Source organism: Cryobacterium sp. TMB1-7 (assembly GCF_004402435.1).
Classification (GTDB): Bacteria; Actinomycetota; Actinomycetes; order Actinomycetales; family Microbacteriaceae; genus Cryobacterium; species Cryobacterium zongtaii.
In genome coordinates, this window is the sequence record NZ_SOFZ01000029.1 from 576269 (window position 1) to 595059 (window position 18791).

21 protein-coding genes and 1 tRNA gene are annotated in these 18791 nt (G+C 68.4%); 6 read left to right on the forward strand and 16 right to left on the reverse strand.

The window, feature by feature from the left end; translation table 11 throughout:
- Positions 1-168 precede the first annotated feature (168 nt).
- The 5 genes from E3O60_RS15815 to E3O60_RS15835 form a co-directional block, all read right to left on the reverse strand.
- Positions 169-342 carry a DNA-binding protein gene (locus tag E3O60_RS15815; RefSeq protein WP_134479724.1) on the reverse strand — a complete coding sequence of 58 codons (174 nt, stop codon included), beginning with the start codon at positions 340-342 and terminating at the stop codon, positions 169-171.
- A 203-nt stretch (positions 343-545) separates the two neighbouring features.
- Positions 546-617: transfer RNA gene (locus E3O60_RS15820), tRNA-Gln, on the reverse strand.
- A 34-nt stretch (positions 618-651) separates the two neighbouring features.
- Positions 652-1683: an NAD(P)/FAD-dependent oxidoreductase gene (locus E3O60_RS15825; RefSeq protein WP_134498597.1), complete on the reverse strand. Its 1032-nt coding sequence runs from the start codon at positions 1681-1683 to the stop codon at positions 652-654.
- On the reverse strand, positions 1680-3200 hold the full coding sequence (gltX, locus tag E3O60_RS15830) for a glutamate--tRNA ligase (RefSeq protein WP_088456643.1): 1521 nt from the start codon (positions 3198-3200) through the stop codon (positions 1680-1682). Before gltX ends, E3O60_RS15825 begins: the two co-directional genes overlap by 4 nt.
- Before the next feature lie 12 nt (positions 3201-3212).
- Positions 3213-4205 carry a LysR family transcriptional regulator gene (locus E3O60_RS15835; RefSeq protein ID WP_088456644.1) on the reverse strand — a complete coding sequence of 331 codons (993 nt, stop codon included), beginning with the start codon at positions 4203-4205 and terminating at the stop codon, positions 3213-3215.
- 81 nt (positions 4206-4286) lie between these two features.
- Here E3O60_RS15835 and E3O60_RS15840 point away from each other — a divergent pair, with 81 nt between their 5' ends.
- A complete protein-coding gene (locus E3O60_RS15840; protein WP_370448664.1) occupies positions 4287-5384 on the forward strand; it encodes an aminotransferase class V-fold PLP-dependent enzyme in 1098 nt (365 codons plus the stop codon).
- 91 nt (positions 5385-5475) lie between these two features.
- Here the strand turns inward: E3O60_RS15840 and E3O60_RS15845 are convergent, their stop codons facing one another.
- The gene (locus E3O60_RS15845) at positions 5476-6180 is read right to left on the reverse strand and encodes a type 1 glutamine amidotransferase domain-containing protein (protein ID WP_103479375.1); all 705 of its coding nucleotides are present in this window, start codon (positions 6178-6180) and stop codon (positions 5476-5478) included.
- A 46-nt stretch (positions 6181-6226) separates the two neighbouring features.
- Positions 6227-7261, reverse strand: coding sequence for an NADP-dependent oxidoreductase (locus E3O60_RS15850; protein WP_088456646.1), 1035 nt, complete (start codon positions 7259-7261; stop codon positions 6227-6229).
- A 189-nt stretch (positions 7262-7450) separates the two neighbouring features.
- Here E3O60_RS15850 and E3O60_RS15855 point away from each other — a divergent pair, with 189 nt between their 5' ends.
- The gene (locus E3O60_RS15855; protein ID WP_134498599.1) at positions 7451-8029 is read left to right on the forward strand and encodes a TetR/AcrR family transcriptional regulator; all 579 of its coding nucleotides are present in this window, start codon (positions 7451-7453) and stop codon (positions 8027-8029) included.
- Positions 8030-8098: 69 nt separating this feature from the next.
- Here the strand turns inward: E3O60_RS15855 and E3O60_RS15860 are convergent, their stop codons facing one another.
- Genes E3O60_RS15860 through E3O60_RS15875 form a run of 4 tightly spaced genes read right to left on the reverse strand, consistent with a single transcriptional unit; the run spans position 8099 to position 11430 of the window.
- Complete coding sequence (locus E3O60_RS15860; protein ID WP_103461529.1) at positions 8099-8404, reverse strand: hypothetical protein; 306 nt, start codon at positions 8402-8404, stop codon at positions 8099-8101.
- 23 nt (positions 8405-8427) lie between these two features.
- Positions 8428-9210, reverse strand: a complete 783-nt coding sequence (locus tag E3O60_RS15865) for a fumarylacetoacetate hydrolase family protein (protein WP_134498601.1) — start codon at positions 9208-9210, stop codon at positions 8428-8430.
- Positions 9207-10328 carry a branched-chain amino acid aminotransferase gene (locus E3O60_RS15870; RefSeq protein WP_134498603.1) on the reverse strand — a complete coding sequence of 374 codons (1122 nt, stop codon included), beginning with the start codon at positions 10326-10328 and terminating at the stop codon, positions 9207-9209. Before E3O60_RS15870 ends, E3O60_RS15865 begins: the two co-directional genes overlap by 4 nt.
- Positions 10329-10359: 31 nt before the next feature.
- Positions 10360-11430: a 3-isopropylmalate dehydrogenase gene (locus E3O60_RS15875; protein WP_088456651.1), complete on the reverse strand. Its 1071-nt coding sequence runs from the start codon at positions 11428-11430 to the stop codon at positions 10360-10362.
- Positions 11431-11602: 172 nt separating this feature from the next.
- On the opposite strand from E3O60_RS15875, the gene E3O60_RS15880 reads away from it, so the two are divergent.
- Entirely contained in the window at positions 11603-11854 is a 252-nt protein-coding gene (locus tag E3O60_RS15880; protein WP_088456652.1) for a DUF6458 family protein, read from the forward strand.
- 90 nt (positions 11855-11944) lie between these two features.
- Here the strand turns inward: E3O60_RS15880 and serA are convergent, their stop codons facing one another.
- On the reverse strand, positions 11945-13537 hold the full coding sequence (gene serA, locus E3O60_RS15885) for a phosphoglycerate dehydrogenase (protein WP_088456653.1): 1593 nt from the start codon (positions 13535-13537) through the stop codon (positions 11945-11947).
- A 97-nt stretch (positions 13538-13634) separates the two neighbouring features.
- Between serA and E3O60_RS15890 the strand changes: the two genes are divergently transcribed.
- Complete coding sequence (locus E3O60_RS15890; protein WP_088456654.1) at positions 13635-14036, forward strand: DoxX family membrane protein; 402 nt, start codon at positions 13635-13637, stop codon at positions 14034-14036.
- Between the two features lie 16 nt (positions 14037-14052).
- Here E3O60_RS15890 and E3O60_RS15895 read toward each other — a convergent pair whose 3' ends face one another.
- Genes E3O60_RS15895 through E3O60_RS15905 form a run of 3 tightly spaced genes read right to left on the reverse strand, consistent with a single transcriptional unit; the run spans position 14053 to position 15946 of the window.
- Complete coding sequence (locus E3O60_RS15895) at positions 14053-14406, reverse strand: bacitracin resistance protein (protein WP_134409226.1); 354 nt, start codon at positions 14404-14406, stop codon at positions 14053-14055.
- Complete coding sequence (locus E3O60_RS15900) at positions 14406-14873, reverse strand: DNA polymerase III subunit gamma/tau (protein ID WP_088456656.1); 468 nt, start codon at positions 14871-14873, stop codon at positions 14406-14408. Before E3O60_RS15900 ends, E3O60_RS15895 begins: the two co-directional genes overlap by 1 nt.
- Positions 14874-14890: 17 nt before the next feature.
- Positions 14891-15946, reverse strand: a complete 1056-nt coding sequence (locus E3O60_RS15905; protein ID WP_134498605.1) for a zinc-dependent alcohol dehydrogenase family protein — start codon at positions 15944-15946, stop codon at positions 14891-14893.
- A gap of 108 nt (positions 15947-16054) precedes the next feature.
- Between E3O60_RS15905 and E3O60_RS15910 the strand changes: the two genes are divergently transcribed.
- A complete protein-coding gene (locus E3O60_RS15910) occupies positions 16055-16888 on the forward strand; it encodes a bifunctional 2-polyprenyl-6-hydroxyphenol methylase/3-demethylubiquinol 3-O-methyltransferase UbiG (RefSeq protein WP_088456658.1) in 834 nt (277 codons plus the stop codon).
- Positions 16889-16904: 16 nt separating this feature from the next.
- Here the strand turns inward: E3O60_RS15910 and E3O60_RS15915 are convergent, their stop codons facing one another.
- A complete protein-coding gene (locus E3O60_RS15915; protein ID WP_241980289.1) occupies positions 16905-17579 on the reverse strand; it encodes a DUF998 domain-containing protein in 675 nt (224 codons plus the stop codon).
- Between the two features lie 55 nt (positions 17580-17634).
- On the opposite strand from E3O60_RS15915, the gene E3O60_RS15920 reads away from it, so the two are divergent.
- A complete protein-coding gene (locus E3O60_RS15920) occupies positions 17635-18579 on the forward strand; it encodes an alpha/beta fold hydrolase (RefSeq protein WP_134409222.1) in 945 nt (314 codons plus the stop codon).
- Positions 18580-18791: the final 212 nt, after the last annotated feature.

The window sequence follows — 18791 nt, forward strand, 5'->3', positions numbered from 1 at the left end:
TAGCTCGTCTGCGAGCTCGGTCTGTAGGCTTTCTTCGTTGACTGCCACGGCTTTTCCTGGCCTGTCGGTCATCATTCGTGAGATACGGCTGCGCCTAAGCACGGCGGAAGGTTCGCACCGCGTCGCCACTGAGGAGCTGCTCAGGCTCAACCGCGACTCTGAGAAAGCTCAGGCTCCTCGAGTCGCTCCCGCGTCGTAGCGAACGTGCCGGCCGACCTTGAGGTAGGGCGGGCCCGTGTGGGTCGGTCGCCAGTCCTTCAGCGTTCGCTCGGGCAATTTGAATAGCTCGGCGACCTCGAGCTGGGTCAGGAACGTCGCGGTGATCTGCGTTGTCGCGTCCATACCCAGAAGGTCCGCGCACGAAGCCGTGGGCAGCCCGTTTGGTTCAGGACGGGTCCGTATGAGCCGGTGCAGCACGTCACCATAGCAACCGTGAGCGGGGGGGGGGGGGGGGTTGGACCGCTTCCGGTCACAGAGGCCGTTTAGGCCTAGTTGGGAGGAGGGACGATGGGCTGTTTCGCCGCGGAATCCTGCGCCTGTTACTGCTGGGGTACCTGGACTCGAACCAAGAACAAATGAACCAGAATCATCCGTGTTGCCAATTACACCATACCCCAATGCGTTGTCCGAGGACCGCGCCGAAAAGTAACTCTATCCCACTCCGGGGCGACCAGCCAAATTGACGGGAGGGTGTGTCGCAAGCGGGCCGAGAAGTTCCCGGTTTATCGCCACCGCGGCGCGAGCTCCCTCTCCGGCCGAGACCAGCAGTTGCTCCGGGCCGGGCGGAGTGGTGTCCCCCGCGGCGTAAAGCCCGGGCACCGAGGTGCGACCCTGATCGTCGACGACAAGCAGGCCGGCGGCATCCGTTGTCGGGGTCAGCGACGCAGCGAACGTGGCGGCAGCCTCGTACTTGGGGCGCACGAACCCGCCCTCTCTGGCCACGAACTCGCCGTCGGCGACCTGGATGCCGGTCATGACTCCCCGCTCCCCCACCACGTCGGTGAGCGGGCGGCGGTCGACGCGGATGCCGCGCGCGGCCAGTGCGGCCTCGTCGGCGTCGGTGACCTGGCCGACACCGTTGGTGAAGACGATCAGGTCGTCGGTCCACTGCGAGATGAGCAGGGCGTGTTCGGCGAGGTCGTCGGTCTCGCCGATCAGGGCCAGGGCCCGGTCGGCCTCTTCGTAACCGTCGCAGGCGATACAACTGTGCAGGTTGGTGCCGTACCAGGCGCGAATGCTCGGCAGCGCCGGCAGCGTCTCGGCCAGGCCCGTGGCGATGAGCACGGTGCGCGCGGTGACCACGCGGTTCTTCTCGCCCCGCATGCCCTTGGTGGACACGGTGAAGCGGGCGGCGGCGGCGGCGGGCAACTGCTCGACGGAGCGCACCAGGCCCATGTGGAACTCGGCGGCCGGGTAGGCCTCGTACTCCTCGCGGCCGATGCGGCGCAGCTCCAGCGGCGGCACGCCGTCGCGGGTGATAAAGCCGTGCGAACGCAGGGTGGCGGAGTGCCGGGGCCGGTTGCTGTCGATCATCAGGGTGCGGCGGCGGGCTCGCACGAGGTTGAGCCCCGCGGCCAGGCCCGCCGGGCCGGCACCGATGATGACGACGTCATACGGCGCCTCAACGGCACCGGCAGCGGAATCGCTGCCGGCACCGGCGCCCAGCAGACCGTCCGAGCTCATGACACCAGGGTCGCCGAGAGCCGATCCAGGCGAGCCAGCGAGTCGGCCCGGCCGAGGATCTCCATCGACTCGAACAGCGGCGGCGAAATCTTGCGACCGGAGACGGCGACACGCAGCGGGCCGAACGCGACCCGCGGCTTGAGGCCGAGGCCACCGATCAGGGTGTCAGTGAGGGTGCTGTGCACGAGTTCGTGGGTCCACTCCTCTTCGGGAATGTCGCGCAGCGCTGCCGTGGCGGCCGTGAGAATCTCGGCGGCGTTCTGCGGGAGCGAGGCGAGCGCATCCGGCTGGTGCTCGAGCTTGTCGGCGCTCTCGAAGAGGAAACCGAGCATGTCCGGCGTCTCACCGAGCAGGGCGATGCGCTCCTGAACCAGCGGGGCGGCGGCGGCGAGGATGGCCTGCTCGGTGTCACTGAGCGGCTCGGTGAGCACGCCGGCGTTCACCAGGTAGGGAACCACGCGGGCGGCGAAGTCGGCCGGCTCGAGCAGACGGATGTGGTCGCCGTTGAGCGATTCGGCCTTCTTGAGGTCGAAGCGGGCGGGGTTCGGGTTCACGTCGACCACGTCGAATGCGGCGATCATCTCTTCGATGGAGAACACGTCGCGGTCGTGGGTGAGCGACCAGCCCAGCAGGGACAGATAGTTCACCAGGCCCTCGGGGATGAAGCCCCGTTCGCGGTGCAGGAACAGGTTCGACTCCGGGTCGCGCTTGGAGAGCTTCTTGTTCTTGTCACCCATCACGTAGGGCAGGTGGCCGAAACGCGGCACGAAGGTGGTCAGGCCGATGTCGATCAGCGCGTGATACAGCGCGATCTGGCGGGGCGTGGACGAGAGCAGGTCTTCGCCGCGCAGCACGTGGGTGACACCCATCAGGGCATCGTCGACGGGGTTCACGAACGGGTAGAGGGGATGGCCGTTGGGGCGCACCACGACGAAGTCGCTGAACGAGCCGGCCGGGAAGGTGATCTCACCGCGGACCAGGTCGTCGAAGGAGAGCTCGGTGTCCGGCACCTTGAGGCGGAGCGCGGGCTCGCGACCCTCGGCGCGGAAGGCCGCCTTCTCTGCGTCGGTGAGGTCGCGCTCGTAGTTGTCGTAGCCGAGCTTGGCGTCCCGGCCGAGCTTGATGTTGCGCTCAGCGATCTCCTCGCCGGTGGCGAAGCTCTCGTAGATGTGGCCGGATTCGATGAGCTTGGCGATCACGTCACGGTAGATGTCGTAGCGCTGGGACTGGCGGTACGGCTCGTGGGGCCCGCCGGCCTCCACGCCCTCGTCCCAGTCCAGGCGCAGCCAGCGCATGGCGTCCAAGAGCTGGGTGAAGCTCTCCTCGCTGTCGCGGGCGGCGTCGGTGTCCTCCACGCGGAAGATGAACTTGCCCCCGTTGTGCCGGGCGTAGGCCCAGTTGAACAGGGCCGTACGGATCAGGCCGACGTGCGGCGTTCCGGTGGGCGAGGGGCAGAACCGCACACGCACATCAGTGCCGGTTGCGGTCGAGAACGGGTGCGCTGTTGTAGTAGACATACGACATTCATCCTACCGAGCGAGCGGCGCGCCCGGGGTGTGTTCACGGTCTGCCCCCACGAGTGACCAGGGCGCCGCGTCGATCTCGCCGATGGCCCGGATGGTGGCAGCCACGGCCGGAATCGACTCCGCGCCCTCCGTTCCCACCAGGTGAATCGTGCGGAAGTCGCCGCCCGCGGTCGGCCGGGCGACGATCCCGGCCGGCAGGGGCGACGCGGCGATGGCCAGGGCGGGCACCAGCGCCACCCCCAGGCCCGCCGCGACCATGCCGAACACCGCCACGACGTTGTCGGTCTCGTAGGAGATGCTGGGGCTGAAGCCGCTGCGGGTGGCGAGGTCGAGCAGGTGCGCCCGGCAGCGCGGGCAGCCGCCGATCCACTGGTCATCGGCCAGCAGGGCCAGGTCGATCCGGTCGCGGCCGGCCAGGGGGTGCTCGCGGGGCACAACCACGAGCATCTCGTCGCGCCAGAGCGGCACGACGGTGAGGCCCTGGGCGCTCTGCCGGTGCGGGTCGGCCTGGTCGCCCGTGTAGCTGAAGGTGATCGCGAGGTCGGCGGCCTGGTCGCGCACGGCCCGCACGGCCTCCGGCGGTTCGGCCTCGAGGTAGTTCAGCTGCACACCGGGGTGCCGCTGGGAGAGGCCGCGCAGCACCGTGGGGATGACCGTGGCCGAGGCGGAGGGGAAGGCGGCGAGGGTCACCCGGCCGCTCCGCAGGCCGGCCAGGTCGCTGAGTTCGCCCGCCGCGGCATCCAGCGCCTGTGTCACGGTGGCGGCGTGCCGGGCCAGGATGCGGCCGGCCTCGGTGAGCCGCACGCCGCGGCCGGCCTTGGTCACCAACGGCATGCCCAGGCGGGCCTCGAGCCGTTTGAGGTGCTGGCTCACGGCCGGCTGGCTGTAGCCGAGCGACCGGGCCGCCGCGGTGATCGAACCCAGCTCATTGATGCGGTGCACGATGCGCAGCGCGTGGGAATCTACGTCGAGTGCACGGTGAAGATTTTCGGGCATGCCCAAATCATAACCACTGGTTATCTGATTGATCGAGGACTGGGCGTTGCCGAATGGATCGAACGGGGCAACGCTGGATGGATGCGATCCACCGTTCCGTCCACTGTTCCGCCCGTAGCCCCGGCTCCCGCCCCGACCATGCCCCAGGTGCGGGCCGCCTACGCCCCCACGAACACGCGCTACCTGGCCGCGTGCACCTCGGGACTGCCCACCCTGGACACGGTGCGGGCGCTCCGCGAGGACGCCGGCATGTGGGGCAGCGGCCTGGCCTCCCCCGCGCACTACCAGGCCGAAATCGACCGGGCCCGGGCTCTCTACGCCGGGCTGGTCGGGGTGGGTACCGACCGGGTGGCGATCGGGTCACAGGCGTCGGTGATGGCAGCCGTGCTGGCCGCATCCGTGCCAGAGGGGTGCGAGGTCGTCTGCGTCGACGGGGACTTCACGTCGATGGTCTTCCCGTTCCTGCAGCAGGAGCACCGCGGGATCACGGTACGCCACGTTCCGGTGGCCCAGCTCGCCGCCTCGCTCACCGAGCGCACCTGGCTGGTCGCCTTCTCGCTTGTGCAGTCCGGCACCGGTGTGATCGCGGATGCACCGGCCATCCGCGCGGCAGCAGCCGCGGTGGGTGCATTCACCCTCTGCGACACAACACAGGCCACCGGCTGGCTGCCCGTACACGCCGGCGACTTCGATGCCACCATCTGCCACGCCTACAAGTGGTTGGGTGCACCGCGGGGCGCGGCCTTCCTCACCGTGCTGCCCGCGCTGGGCGAGGTGCTGCGCCCGGTGCAGGCAGGTTGGTTCGCGGGCGACGACCCGTGGGCATCCTGCTACGGCCCGACCATGACCCTGGCGACGGATGCCCGACGCTTCGACGTGTCACCGGCCTGGCCGGCCTGGGTGGGCACGCGGGTGGCTCTCGAGTTCTTCAGCTCACTCGACTCGGCCGCCGTGTACGCCCACGACACCGGTCTGGGCAATGCCCTCTGCGCCGGGCTCGGACTGCCCGAACACAATCAGGCCATCGTCACCTGGGCCGATCCCGCCGGAACCGACCTGGCCCGACTCACCGCCGCCGGTATTACCGCGTCCGGCCGGGCCGGCCGCGCCCGCGTGGCCTTCCACCTCTGGAACGACCCCACCGACGTGGCTGCCGTCTTGGCCGCCCTGGGGCGCTAGCCTCGCACGAAAGCGGCCCTGTGGTCGCCTCGGGATGGTGAGGCGACCATAGGACCGCTTTCGCGAAACTGCCTGGTACGGCTGAGCGCTGCTACTTCTGGGCGGCCACCGCGTCGATGATTGCACTGGCGAGCTTCACCGAGGAGGCCGGGTTCTGGCCGGTGTAGAGGTTGCGGTCGATCTCGATGTGCTCGGCGAACGAGGCACCCTCGACGAAGTCGGCCCCGAGCTCGACCAGCCGCGCCTGCACGAGCCACTTGGCCTTCGGGGCGAGTCCGCCCAGGGCCTCTTCGGCGTCGGTGAAGCCGGTCATGCGGTAGGCCAGGAACGGCCAGGTGCCGTCAGCGGCCGTGGCGGCCAGAAGTGCGGCAGGGGCGTGGCAGAGCACACCGAGAATCCGGCCGGATGCGATGGTGTCCGTCATGATCTGGCCGCTGGTCGTGTCGACCGCGAGGTCCTCCATGGGGCCGTGTCCACCGGGGTAGAAGACCACGTCGTAGTCGGCGGCAGTGACGTCGTCGATCGAGGCCGGGCTCTTCAGCGCGGGGATCGAGTCGAGATAGCTGCGGAGTTCGGTGGAGCGTTCTTCGCCTCCGGTGGCCCCGGCGGCCAGGCTGCCCTCGTCGACGGTGGGCGCGACGCCCTTCGGGGTGGCGATGGTGATCGACCAGCCGGCCTCGGTGAAGAGGCGGTGCGGCTCGGCGAGTTCCTCGGCCCAGTACCCGGTGGGGTGCAGGGTGCCGTCGTTGAGGGTCCAGTGGTCAGCAGCGCTGACAACAAAAAGTACGGAAGTCATGTTTCTCCTAGATCGAATTCAGTGAATCGGTTGCGGCGGTTGCGGATTAGTGCCCGGCCGCGGCGGAGTCAGAGGTCTTGACCACCATCTTGCCGGTGTTCTCTCCACGAAGCATGCCCAGGAACGCATCGACCGAGTTCTCGATGCCCACAACGACGGTCTCGTCGAAGACGATGTCGCCGGCCGTGAACCAGGCGCCCATCTGCTCGGTGAAGGCCGGGAAGTGCTGCAGGTAGTTGCCCACGGTGAAGCCCGTGAGGGTGAGCCCGCGGGTGACGATGTTGACCATGTTCTGCACGCCGGTGGGGCCATCGGTGCGGTTCATCTGCGAGATGGCGCCGCAGAGTGCGGCGCGGCCGCCATCCTTGAAGGCACCGAGTGCGGCGCTCAGGTGGTCGCCGCCGACGTTGTCGAAGTACACGTCGATGCCCTCGGGGGCGGCTTCGGCCAGCTGGGTGGCGAGGTCGCCGGTCTTGTAGTTGAAGGCCGCGTCGAAGCCGTACTTCTCGGTGAGCAGGGCCACCTTCTCGTCGGTGCCGGCGGAGCCGATGACTCGTGCGGCACCCTTGAGGCGAGCGATCTGGCCGACCATGCTGCCCACGGCACCGGCTGCGCCGGAGACGAAGACGGTGTCGCCTGCCTTGAACTTGGCCACCTCGAGCAGGCCCACGTAGGCGGTGAGAGCGGTCATGCCCAGCACGCCCAGGTACGCCGACGACGGCACGTTGGGGATCTCGGGAACGACGCGGAAGCCCGCGGCATCCTCCTGTACGACATCGCGCCAGCCGTACTGGTGCACAACGAGGCTGCCGACGGGCACGGACGCCGCGGCCGACTCGACCACGTGGCCGACGGCGCCGCCGCCCATGGTCTCCCCGAGCACGAAGGGCGGAATGTAGGACTTCACGTCGTTCATGCGGCCACGCATGTAGGGGTCGACGGAGATGAAGTCGTTAACAACGCGCACCTGGCCCGCCGCCAGGTCGGGCAGGTCGATGACCGCGGTGCTGAAGTCCGTTGCGGTGGGCCAACCGGTGGGCCGGGCGGCGAGCTGAATCTGAGTGCTGGTGGCTGTCGTCATGAAAAGAGTCCTTACTGTTCGCGATCGGTGCCGGGGGCGTCCCTGTTCTCAACGGATGGTTTTCTGCACCGATCGTTTTACTATAGCCGGGCTATCGTTTATAGTGAAACGAGCGGTACAGAACATTCACAGCAACACCGCTCGCAACACCCACGGACCAGACGTCCGCGGACGGAAGGCAGACAGCTCATGGGACGGCTCCAGACGTTCGACAGCACCACGGTCGTGCAATCCGCCCGCGACGTCTTCTGGGACCGCGGCTACGACGGCGCATCCCTGGCCGACCTCGAGACGGCGACGGGTGTAAACCGGTCGAGCCTGTACCACGCGTTCGGCAGCAAACGCGGGCTCTTCGACGCCGCCGTCGCCGATTACCGCGACACCGTCATCCGGCCGCGCCTGCGCGGCCTGCAAGCGGATGGCGCCGGCCGCCAGGAGCTGCTGGCCTACTTCGACGAACTGCGGGAGGCCGTGGCGACGCTGCCTCTGGACTCCCCCCGACGGGGCTGCCTCCTGGTCAACTGCGCCACGGGTCTGGCCACGCACGACGAACCCGCCCGGGAAGTGGTCGAGGCATACCGAACCGAGTTGGCCGGCGCACTTCGCAACGCCCTCGCCGGCGGACCAGCCGAAAACACCGACGAGCGGGTGCGAACCCTCGCGTCGCTCTCGATGAGCGCGATGCTGCTCGCGAGGGTCAATGCCGCCGAGTCGGCCGCGCTTCTCTCCACGGCCGCCGACCAGGTCCGCGCCTGGTTCCCGCTCTAACTGTTCCCCGTCCGGACAATTGGTCCCGGTGCGCCGGGCACAATTGTCCGCTTGGGCAACAGTCGCTGCCTAGGAGCGGGCGATTCCCCACTCCGCCGCGAAGACCTCTGGCGTGAATTCGTTCAGCTCGCGGCGCACCGTCTCCAGCATGGAGTCGGCCAGCTGCGAGTCGTTCTGCCCGGAGCGGTAGACCTCGCGCCCATCGGCCCTGACCCGGATGACGAGGTCGGCGACCGCCGGTCCGATCGGGGTGTCTCCCATGCCGAGCAGGCTGACCGCCAGCGACGCCACGGTGCCGGCGAGCATCCCTGCCCGCCGGGCCATGGTGACCTCGCGCGGTTCCAGGTCGGCCGTGTACAGCTCGGCAGCGTTCATCGGTCCCCCGTCGGTCCGGTCGGTCAGGCCGGGCGGCGAACCGGGTTGGTGAGCACGCCGAGGCCCGGGATCTCGATGCTCGCGGTATCGCCGTGCGACACTCGCCGTGCGGCGCTGGACGAGCCGGTGAGGATCACATCGCCGGGCAACAGGGTGAACGAGTGCGAGAGGAACGAGACGATTTCCGCCATCGAGAAGGCCAGCAGCGACACCTCTCCGCTCTGGAACTCCACGTCGTTGACCCGGCCGAGCACGCGGCCGTCCGTAGGGTCGAACTCGGTGTCCATAACCGGTCCGAGCGGGCAGAACGAGTCGAAGCTCTTGGCCCTGGCCCCGTGGCCACTGCCCTCGGCCAGGTCGACGGCGGTGACGTCGTTGGCGATTGTGTAGCCGAAGATGGCCCCGGGAGCGTCGGCGACGCTGAGATTCTTGGCGACCCGGCCGATCACGATGGCCAGCTCACCCTCGACGCGCACATCGTCGGAGGCCGCGGGCAGCACGATCGGGTCGTTGGGGCCTACGACGGTGGTGTTGGGCTTGAGGAAGAAGCGTGGCTCGGCGGGCTCCCCCGGCGCGGCAAGCGCCGCGGCCTTCTCCGCGGCATCCGCGAAATAGGCGCCGGCCAGGCCGACGACCTTGGAGCGCGGAATCACCGGCGCGAGCAGCGCCACATCCACCAGCGGCAGGCGCGCGCCGGTGGGGTTGTAGCCGGCGAACATCGGGTCGCCGGTCAGGACGACCAGTTCGTCGTCGTCGATGATGCCGAACGCGATGGTTCCGGCGTGGCTGAACCTGGCGATCTTCACGCCGTCACCTCCGCGTCCAGACGCATCAACCAGCCATGCCGGTCGGGCAGACGGCCGTACTGGATGTCGGTGAGCTCCTGACGGAGCGCCAGGGTGATCTCCCCCGCGGCAGCGTCGGCGTCGCCGATGGTGAAACCGACGGCCTTGAGCTGGGCGATCGGGGTGACCACGGCGGCGGTGCCGCAGGCGAACACCTCGGTGATCTCACCGGATGCCACGCCGTCGCGCCACTCGTCCACCGTCACGTCGCGCTCGATCACGGTCATTCCGCGGTCACGGGCGAGTTGGATGATGCTGTCGCGGGTGACGCCCTCGAGGATGGTGCCGGTGAGGCGGGGGGTGACGAGGGTGTCGGTGCCGTGCACGAAGAACACGTTCATGCCGCCGAGTTCGTCGATGTGGGTGCCGGTCTCCCCGTCGAGGAAGAGCACCTGGGCGCAGCCGTTGTCGTAGGCCTCCTGCTGGGGCAGCAGGGAGGCCGCGTAGTTGCCACCGCACTTGGCGGCTCCGGTGCCGCCGCGACCGGCGCGGGAGTACTCGGTGGACAGCCAGATCTTCACCGGGGCGACGCCGTCGGTGAAGTAGGCGCCGGCGGGGCTGGCGATCACGTAGTAGCCCACCTTGTGCGCGGCCCGCACGCCGAGGAAGCTCTCGTTGGCGATCATGAACGGGCGCAGGTACAGGCTGGTCTCCGGGGCGTCGGGCACCCAGGAGCCGTCGACGGCGATCATCTGCTTGACGGATTCGAGGAAATCGGCCACTGCGAGTTCGGGCAGCGCCAGCCGGCGGGCGGAGCTCTGCAGGCGTTCGGCGTTCTTCTCCGGCCGGAACGTCCAGATGGAGCCATCGGCATGGCGGTACGCCTTCATGCCCTCGAAGATCTCCTGGCCGTAGTGCAGCACCGAGGAGGCGGGGTCGAGCAGCAACGGCCCGTATGGCGTGACCCTGGCGTCGTGCCAGCCCTTCTCGATGGTCCAGTCGATGGTGACCATGTGGTCGGTGAAGTGCTTGCCGAAGCCGGGGTCGGCGAGGATCGTTTCGCGCTCAGCGATGCTGCGGGCGGTCTGTGACGGCGTGCGCTCGAACTGGAGCGGGAAAGATGTGGTCTGCTGGCTCATGGGAGTCCCTTGTGTTTAGACGGGAGTGCGGTTAGGCGGGAGTGCCGGTCAGGCGGGACACGATGGCATCGCCGACGGCGCTGGTGGATCGTGGCTCCGCTGCGACGCTGCGGGCGATGATGTCGGCCGTGACGGCCGCGCTCACCCTGGCCGACGCATCCGCCAGACCGAGGTGGTTCAGGAGGAGCGCGACAGAGAGGATCGCCGCCGTGGGATCGGCCAACTGCCGGCCCGCGATGTCGGGTGCCGAACCGTGCACGGGTTCGAACATGCTGGGGAAGCGACCTTCCGGATTGATATTTCCGGATGCCGCCAGGCCGATGCCGCCGCTGATTGCCGCTGCCAGGTCAGTGAGAATATCGCCGAAGAGGTTGTCCGTGACGATGACGTCAAATCTACTCGGATTCGTGACCAGGAAAATCGTTGCCGCGTCCACGTGCAGGTAATCCACGGTCACGTCAGGGTATTCGGCGGCAACCTCGGTGACGATGCGCTGCCAGAGGCTGCCCGCGAAGACGAGAACGTTGGTCTTGTGCACCAGGGTGAGCTTCTTTCGCGGGCGGTTCTGGGCCGCTTCGAAGGCGTAGCGCACGACCCGTTCCACGCCGAACGCCGTGTTGACCGAGACCTCGTTGGCGACCTCGTTCGGTGTGCCCTGACGGATGGCGCCGCCGTTGCCGACGTAGGGACCCTCGGTGCCTTCGCGCACGACGACGAAGTCGACGTCGCCGGGGTCGCCGAGCGGGCTGGGCACACCGGGGAAGAGGACGCTGGGGCGCAGGTTCACGTAGTGGTCGAGGGAGAAACGCAGTTTGAGCAGCAGCCCGCGCTCGATGTTGGCGTTCTTCAGCCGCGGGTCGCCGGGCAGCCCGCCGACGGCGCCGAGCAGGATGGCGTCATGGGCGCTGATCGCGGCCAGGTCATCGTCGGTAAGCACGTCGCCGGTCGCGAGGAACCGGGTGGCACCGAGTGAGAAGTGGGTGAGCTCGAACTCGACGGGGTCGGCGTGGGTCACGGCGTCGAGCACCTTCAGCGCTTCGGCGACGACCTCCGGGCCGATGCCGTCTCCGGCGATGACTGCGAGCTTGACTGAGCGGGACATGCGGCTCCGATTACGGTGAGGCAGCCGGTGGGCTGGCGATATTGGCGCGATATTGGCTTGGAGATACCCTGCAAATCAACCCTACTGTGCCCATTTGGCTGTCTATGCTTGAGGACCCTGACCATGTGCGTCGTCGGCGTGCGTGTGCCATCCCCGAAGAAAGCAGTTCACCATGAGTATCGGATTGGGAATCTTCCTGTTCGTCGTCGGCGCCATCCTGGTGTGGGCCCTGAACATCCAGGTCGACATGATCGACATCGACCTCGTCGGTTACATCTTGATGGGTGCTGGCGCGCTCATCTTCGTGCTCGGCCTGGTGTTGCTCACCCGCCGCCGCAGCAGCATCAGCACCACTCGCAGCGCCGTCGACCCGGTCAGCGGAGAGCGCGTCGTGCAGCGGGAGCGCTCGATCGACGACGTGTAACCCTCGCTTCACCAACGCTCCATCCACAAGAAAGCCCCGGATTCGCATCCGGGGCTTTCTTGTGTGTGCGGCCTGTGAGGCAGCGGTGTCCTATTCGGTGATGTCGATGGCGACCATCACGTCGGCAGTGATGGCTTCACGCACGGAGGCGAGCAGACTGGCCGGCACCGGCGAGTCGACGGTCAGCACGCTCAGCGCGGGGCCGCCGGCCTCGTGCCGCGCGATCTGCATGCCGGCGATGTTGATCTCGGCGTCGCCGAACTCACGGCCGTAGACCGCGACGATGCCGGGACGGTCGGTGTACAGCATGACGATGAGGTGCTCGGCGAACGGCACCTCCACGTCGTAGCCGTTCACTTCGACGATCTTCTCGATCTGCTTGGGGCCCACCAGGGTGCCGGACACCGAGACCTGCGAACCGTCGGCGAGGGCGCCGCGGAGGGTGATCAGATTGCGGTACTCGGGCGATTCGGCCTCGGTGATCAGGCGCACCGCGACACCGCGCTGCTCGGCGAGCAGGGGCGCGTTCACGTAGGAGACGGTTTCGCTGACCACGTTGGTGAAGATGCCCTTGAGCGCGGCGAGCTTGAGCACCGAGACGTCGAACTCGACGATCTCACCACGCACCTCGATGTCGACGCTGGTGAGCGGGCTGTGCGCGGCGAGTCCGGAGAACACCTGGCCGAGCTTCTCGACCAGCGGGATGCCGGGGCGGACCGTCGGGTCGATGATGCCACCGGCGACGTTGACGGCGTCGGGCACGAGTTCGCCCGACAGCGCGAGCCGCACCGACTTGGCGACCGAGACGCCGGCCTTTTCCTGAGCTTCGTCGGTGGACGCGCCCAGGTGCGGGGTGCTGATCAGGTTGTCGAGGCCGAGCAGCGGTGATCCGGTCGGCGGCTCGTTGACGAAGACGTCGAGGCCGGCACCGGCGATGGTCCCGTCGACGAGGGCCGTGTACAGGTCGGCTTCGTCGATGAGTCCGCCGCGGGCGACGTTGACGACGTACGCGGTGGGCTTCATCAGCTTGAGCTGCGGGGCGCTGATCATGCCCGTGGTCTCGGGGGTCTTCGGCATGTGGATGGTGACGAAGTCGGACTGCGCGAGCAGTTCGTCCAGGCTCACCGGGTGCACGCCCAGCTGCTGCGCACGGGCCGAGGTGATGTACGGGTCGAACGCGATGATGTTCACGCCGAAGGCCTGCAGACGGGCGGCCACCAGGGCGCCGATGCGGCCGAGGCCGATGATGCCGACGGTCTTCTCGTACAGCTCGATGCCGGTGTACTTGGAGCGCTTCCACTGACCCTGCGCGAGGGCGCCGTGGGCCGGCGGGATGTGGCGGGCCAGGCTGAGGATGTGGCCGACGGTGAGTTCGGCGGCGGAGATGATGTTGGAGGTAGGGGCGTTGACGACCATGACACCGGCCGCGGTCGCGGCCTTGATGTCGACGTTGTCGAGGCCGACACCGGCACGGGCGATGACCTTCAGGTTCGGTGCGGCGGCGAGGGCCTCGGCGTCGACCTTGGTCGCGGAGCGGACCAGGATGGCGTTGGCGGAAGCCAGGGCGGAGAGCAGTGCGGCACGGTCAGTGCCGTCGACGTTGACAACGTCGAAGTCGGGCCCGAGGGCATCGACAGTGGCAGGCGAGAGTTCTTCGGCGATTAATACGACGGGCTTCGACACGAAAACAGATCCTTAGAAAGCGTCGGGCGAGGGAAGCTCGCGCCTCGACGGTGGGGCGCCAGATACCACAACACCTTACTGGCACCACAATGGAGCCATGAGCCCCGAGTCAGTGACCTACGTCCTAACCGTGCTGAGAATCGTCCTTGCGGTGGTGTTCGTCGTCGCCGGGATCAGTCATTTCGTGCCCGCGGTTCAGCGCACGATGTCGGCCATGATCCCGCCACGACTGCGCGTGCGGGGCCTGTTGGCCCCGCGGAACCTCGTGATTTTCACCGGTCTGTGCGAGATTGCCGGCGGCATCGGGCTGCTTCTCGAATCCACCCGTGTTACATCCGGTGTCGCTTTGGCCGTGTTCCTCGTGGCCGTCTTTCCCGCCAACGCTTACGCGGCGCGGCACAAGGACCGGTTCGGCGCTGTCGCGATTCCGTTGGTTCCGCGGCTGCTCGGCCAGCTGGCGCTGATCGGTCTGGTGCTCGTGGCGGGTCTGGCCGGCTGAGCCAGCCTCTCAGGCCCTAGACGATCAGGCTGCCGAGGCCGAACACGAAGATGTCGAGGGAGATCGCCGAGACCAGGGCCAGCCCGGCCAGCAGCAGAAGCGCCTGCGGACCGGCTTCCCGGCGGCGGCCGAGCCAGAACGCGATCCCGAAGACCACGATCGGGACGAGCACACCCGCCAACAGCAGGCCCCAGCCGAAGCCGCTCAGGGTGGTGTCGAGCGACTGGGCGGCACTGTTGAGGCCCAGCAGGTTGCCCAGGCCCGACCACGCGCTGTACGCGTAGAACAGCCCGAACAGGATGGCGATGGTCGCGGAGAGCCACGCCGGCGTGCGACGGGTGCGCTGGGGTGCGGTGGTTGCAGTGCTCATCAGAGTCCCCCGGTTCCGGCGATGAAGGGCAGTGGGGCCAGCAGCACGACTCCCAGGATGAGCCAGGTCCAGCGCAGACGCGGCATGCCGCGGGTGAGCCAGTACGAGGCGGCGAACCACACGAGCGGTGCGGCCACGGCCAGCCAGGTGCCCAGTGAGAACATGAACTGCGACAGCGGGTCGGTCAGCGGATTCTCGATGCGCCCCACTCCGATGAACCAGCCGATCGTGTAGAGCAGGTAGACGCCCGCGAGGATGCCCAGACCAACGAGGGCCGGCGACGACAGGGCCGCCTTGCCCGCGGGTGCATCGACGTAGCCACCCGGTGATCCGGTGACGGTCCAGCCCTCGGGGAGGTCGGCAGCAGGCCCATCCGCGGGCTCGGGTGGGTTGGTGCTGCCGGACACGAGGGTGGGATCGTCGTCGCCGGCCCAGCCGAGCGCGTCGTCATCCCGGGAAGAAGTCATGCGCTCAGCCTATTAGTTCAGTGGCTGATCAGCACCTTGAGCGCGTGGGTTTCGGCGGCGCGGGAGAACGTGTCGTAAGCGTCTTCCACCTGGCCGAAGTCGAAGGTGTGGGTGGCCAACCGGTCTGCGGGGATCTTGTGCTGGGCCACCAGCTTCAGCAGCATCGGCGTGGTGTTGGTGTTCACCAGGCCCATGCTGATGCTGATGTTCTGGATCCACAGGTTTTCAACGTGCAGCGACACGGGCTTGCCGTGCACACCCACATTGGCCAGGTGTCCGCCGGGCCGCACGATCTCGGTGGCCATGGTGAAGGTCTCCGGGATGCCGACGGCCTCGATGGCCACGTCGACGCCGGCGCCGTCGGTGGCGGCGAGCACCTCTTCTCGCCACTCCGGTCGTCCGGAGCGCACGGTGTGGGTGGCCCCGAAGGTCTTGGCCTGTTCGAGCCGGTTCTCGTCGATGTCGACGGCCACGATCGACCCGGCGCCGTAGAGTCCCGCGGTGGCGATGGCGGCCAGGCCGACCGGACCGGCGCCGATCACGGCGACGACGTCGCCGGGTGCCACCTGGCCGTACTGCACACCGATCTCGAACCCGGTGGGCAGGATGTCCGAGAGCATCACGGCCTCGGCGTCGGTGACGGAGTCTGGCAGCGGGTAAAGCGAGTTGTCGGCGTAGGGCACCCGCACCAGTTCGGCCTGGGTGCCATCGATGAGATGGCCGAAAACCCAGCCGATGCCCGAGCGGCCCTCGTCGCCGAGACAGTGCGAGTAGAGGCCCGTCTTGCAGTTCGCGCAGTGTCCGCAGGACTTGATGCAGGAGATCAGCACCCGCTCGCCCACGATGATGGATTCCACCGACTCCCCCACCGCGACGACGGTGCCGACACCTTCGTGCCCCAGGATGCGCCCGGGCGTCACGGCGGGCACGTCGCCCTTGAGGATGTGCAGGTCGGTGCCGCAGATGGTGGTGGTGTCGATGCGCACGATCGCGTCGGTCGACCGCACGATCTGCGGGTCCGGCACGTCGGTCCAGGATTTCACGCCAGGGCCGCCATAAACGAGTGCTTTCACGATGACGCTCCTTCGAGTCAGTTGTGCGCTGCCCCCGCTGATGCGCGCCATAGTACTCGCGCGGTAGTCTGGTGGGCTCGTTCGACCCCGGGCGAAAACAGGTTGATCATGCAACACCATCTCGATACCAACCGCGCGAACTGGGACGATCGGGCCGCGGCCCACGCGGTGCGCACCGGGTTCGGTTACGGAGTGCAGCGGTACGTCGACGATCCCGCGCTTCTGTCGGATGTCGTCCGCTTCGACCGCGAGCGGCTAGGAGATATCGCCGGGCTGACGACGGTGCACCTGCAATGCCACATCGGAACCGACACGCTCTCGCTGGCCCGGTTGGGCGCCCGGGTCACCGGGCTTGACTTCTCGTCGGTGGCTCTTGCCGAGGCCCGCGCCCTGGTCGCCGAAACCGGGGACGCCGTCGAGTTCGTCGAGTCCGATGTGTACGCGGCCCTCGCCGTTCTTCCGCAGGCCGGCTTCGACCTGGTCTACACGGGCATCGGTGCCCTGTGCTGGCTGCCGAGCATCGACCGATGGGCGGCCGTCGTCGCCGGCCTGCTGGCACCGGGCGGTCGCCTGTTCATTCGTGAGGGTCACCCGATCCTGTGGACCATGGACGAGCGACTCGCCGATGACCTGCACCTGCGATTCCCCTACTTCGAGCAGCAGGAACCGTTGGAGTGGGACGACGATTCCAGCTACGTCGTGACGGATCGGCCGATCACCAACACGAAGACCTACGAGTGGAACCACGGGATCGGCGAGATCGTCACGGCGCTCTTGAACGCCGGCCTCACCCTGACGATGCTCGTCGAACACGACAGTGTGCCGTGGGAGGCCCTGCCCGGCCAGATGATCGAGCGACCCGACGGCGAGTTCGCGCTCGGTGAGCGAGCCGGGGTCGCACCGCTCAGCTACACGATCCAGGCCGTGAAGCCGCTCGGCTGACGGGCACCGCGGCGACTCAGCGGTGCCGCACGGCCCTGACCACGGCGATGCTCACCGCGATGACCCAACCCAGCACCCCGGCCAGGCAGACCCGCTCGGCCAGGCCCAGCAGGCCGGGGGCGATCGCGGCGGTGACGCCCAGCGACACCAGGCCGACGGCGGCGACCCCGGTGAGCCACGCGGCGGCCGGATACGCGCGCGGCAGCTCGCTGCCGCGGAGCCACCTCGTCAGCAGGGCGAACGCCACCAGCGCGGCGACGAAGCCCGCGGCCGCGACGATCAAGTGCGCGGCGCCCGGCGCGGTGGTCGGGGCGAGCCCCGGCGCATCGGCGGGTGGGATGTCGGTGGGCAGGAATGCCAGCGCGGCGGAGCACACCCCGGCGAACAGCATCAGGACCAGGCCGGCCTGCCGCAGCGGCGACCGCGGGCCGAACGAGGAGAGCGCGGCGACGGCGCAGAGCGTCACCACTCCCCTGGCCAGGAAGTTCAGGTTCATGATCCAGCCGTACGGCCCCACCGCGAGGTTGCTCTCGGCCTCCGAGATCACGCTGTAGTGCGGCGGTAGCAGCTGCAACACCACGTCTACCAGAACGTAGAGCACAGCGCCAACGAGGGCGACGGTCGCCAGCAGTCGGGTCCCGGGCCGGCCGGTGAACCGGGCCGTGACCGAGCTCTCGCCTCCGGCATTCATAGCGTTCACCTGCGGAAGCCTATCGGTCTGCCGGGGACGCTCGTAGACTTCCGCCATGGCTCGAGACGAGTCCCCCGGCGTCCCCTTCGCCATCCCTGGTGCTCCGGCCCCGACCGTGGGCCGGCACCACGTGAACGGATGCCGCCTGTACGCCGAGGTGCGCGGCGCCGGCCCGCCGCTGCTGATCATCGGCGCCGCCAGCGACGACGCCGAGATGTTCCGGCCGATCGCCGAGCGGCTGGCCGGGCTCACCGGCGTCGCCGGGTTCACCGTTGTGACCTGGGATCCCCGCGGCACCCGACGGAGCACGAGGCCGGGCTGGCCATGCGATTCGTATACCCACGCCGACGATGCCGCCGCGCTGCTCCAGGACCTCGGGGTCGTTCCCGCCGCGATCTTCGGCGCCAGCGCCGGTGGGATCGTGGCGATTCGGCTCGCCGTGCGGCATCCGGACCTGGTGCGACAGGTCCTCGTGTACGAACCGGGCTTCTTCCGCAGCACGGATTCGGGCGCCGCGCTGCTGGCCCGCACCACCGACGCCGTGCGAAAGCACCTGCGGGAGCGCACCGACGACTGGGCCGGCGCCCTCGCCGTGGTGGCGCGTATGGCGGGGCGGGACCCGGCCGCCCGGCTGAACAGCCCCGACGACTCCGCAGGCCGGGGTCCGCTCGACGCCCCGCCCGGGCTCGAGTGGTACACCGAGCGCGGGGCGGCCCTGGCCGAGAACTTCATTCGGGACGACCTGCCGCGCACCGGGGAGACCGTCGACCCCGCCCTCCTGCGCGCAACCGGCAGCGACATCCGTTTCGCGTTCGGCACCGACTCCGCCCCGGTGTTCCGGGAGATCGCCGAGACGCTCACCCGCGCCCGCCAACGCACCGGCGCAGATCCGCACCTGCCGGACGCGATCAATGGAGCCGCCCACCTCGCTTATCTCACCCCGGACCCGATCGCACGCTACATCCGCGCACGGTGCCTGCCCGAGGAAGAGGTCGACTAGCTCGCCGAGTCGCCGCAAACACCCCCTTCGGTGGCTCTGAGGGGGAAGGATGCCGCAACTCGACGCGAGGCCGTTTCCGTGAGTTGCCAGTTGGCGCCCCATCATGGCGTCCGAAGGGGCTTCAACTGGCAACTGACGGCGCATTCACCTTGTGAGCGGCGCCGGCACACGCCGAAGGGGCCAGTCGATTCGACTGGCCCCTTCGGGTGAAA

Coding starts and splice junctions, on each gene's coding strand:
- E3O60_RS15900 (WP_088456656.1), bottom strand. CDS start 14,873: ATGACTTCTTCCCGGGATGACGACGCGCTCGGCTGGGCCGGCGACGAC.
- E3O60_RS15825 (WP_134498597.1), bottom strand. CDS start 1,683: ATGAGCTCGGACGGTCTGCTGGGCGCCGGTGCCGGCAGCGATTCCGCT.
- E3O60_RS15915 (WP_241980289.1), bottom strand. CDS start 17,579: ATGAATGCCGGAGGCGAGAGCTCGGTCACGGCCCGGTTCACCGGCCGG.
- E3O60_RS15870 (WP_134498603.1), bottom strand. CDS start 10,328: ATGAGCCAGCAGACCACATCTTTCCCGCTCCAGTTCGAGCGCACGCCG.
- E3O60_RS15920 (WP_134409222.1), top strand. CDS start 17,635: ATGGCTCGAGACGAGTCCCCCGGCGTCCCCTTCGCCATCCCTGGTGCT.
- E3O60_RS15840 (WP_370448664.1), top strand. CDS start 4,287: ATGCGATCCACCGTTCCGTCCACTGTTCCGCCCGTAGCCCCGGCTCCC.
- E3O60_RS15875 (WP_088456651.1), bottom strand. CDS start 11,430: ATGTCCCGCTCAGTCAAGCTCGCAGTCATCGCCGGAGACGGCATCGGC.
- E3O60_RS15835 (WP_088456644.1), bottom strand. CDS start 4,205: ATGCCCGAAAATCTTCACCGTGCACTCGACGTAGATTCCCACGCGCTG.
- E3O60_RS15855 (WP_134498599.1), top strand. CDS start 7,451: ATGGGACGGCTCCAGACGTTCGACAGCACCACGGTCGTGCAATCCGCC.
- E3O60_RS15815 (WP_134479724.1), bottom strand. CDS start 342: ATGGACGCGACAACGCAGATCACCGCGACGTTCCTGACCCAGCTCGAG.
- E3O60_RS15910 (WP_088456658.1), top strand. CDS start 16,055: ATGCAACACCATCTCGATACCAACCGCGCGAACTGGGACGATCGGGCC.
- E3O60_RS15890 (WP_088456654.1), top strand. CDS start 13,635: ATGAGCCCCGAGTCAGTGACCTACGTCCTAACCGTGCTGAGAATCGTC.
- E3O60_RS15845 (WP_103479375.1), bottom strand. CDS start 6,180: ATGACTTCCGTACTTTTTGTTGTCAGCGCTGCTGACCACTGGACCCTC.
- E3O60_RS15880 (WP_088456652.1), top strand. CDS start 11,603: ATGAGTATCGGATTGGGAATCTTCCTGTTCGTCGTCGGCGCCATCCTG.
- E3O60_RS15850 (WP_088456646.1), bottom strand. CDS start 7,261: ATGACGACAGCCACCAGCACTCAGATTCAGCTCGCCGCCCGGCCCACC.
- gltX (WP_088456643.1), bottom strand. CDS start 3,200: ATGTCTACTACAACAGCGCACCCGTTCTCGACCGCAACCGGCACTGAT.
- E3O60_RS15860 (WP_103461529.1), bottom strand. CDS start 8,404: ATGAACGCTGCCGAGCTGTACACGGCCGACCTGGAACCGCGCGAGGTC.
- E3O60_RS15895 (WP_134409226.1), bottom strand. CDS start 14,406: ATGAGCACTGCAACCACCGCACCCCAGCGCACCCGTCGCACGCCGGCG.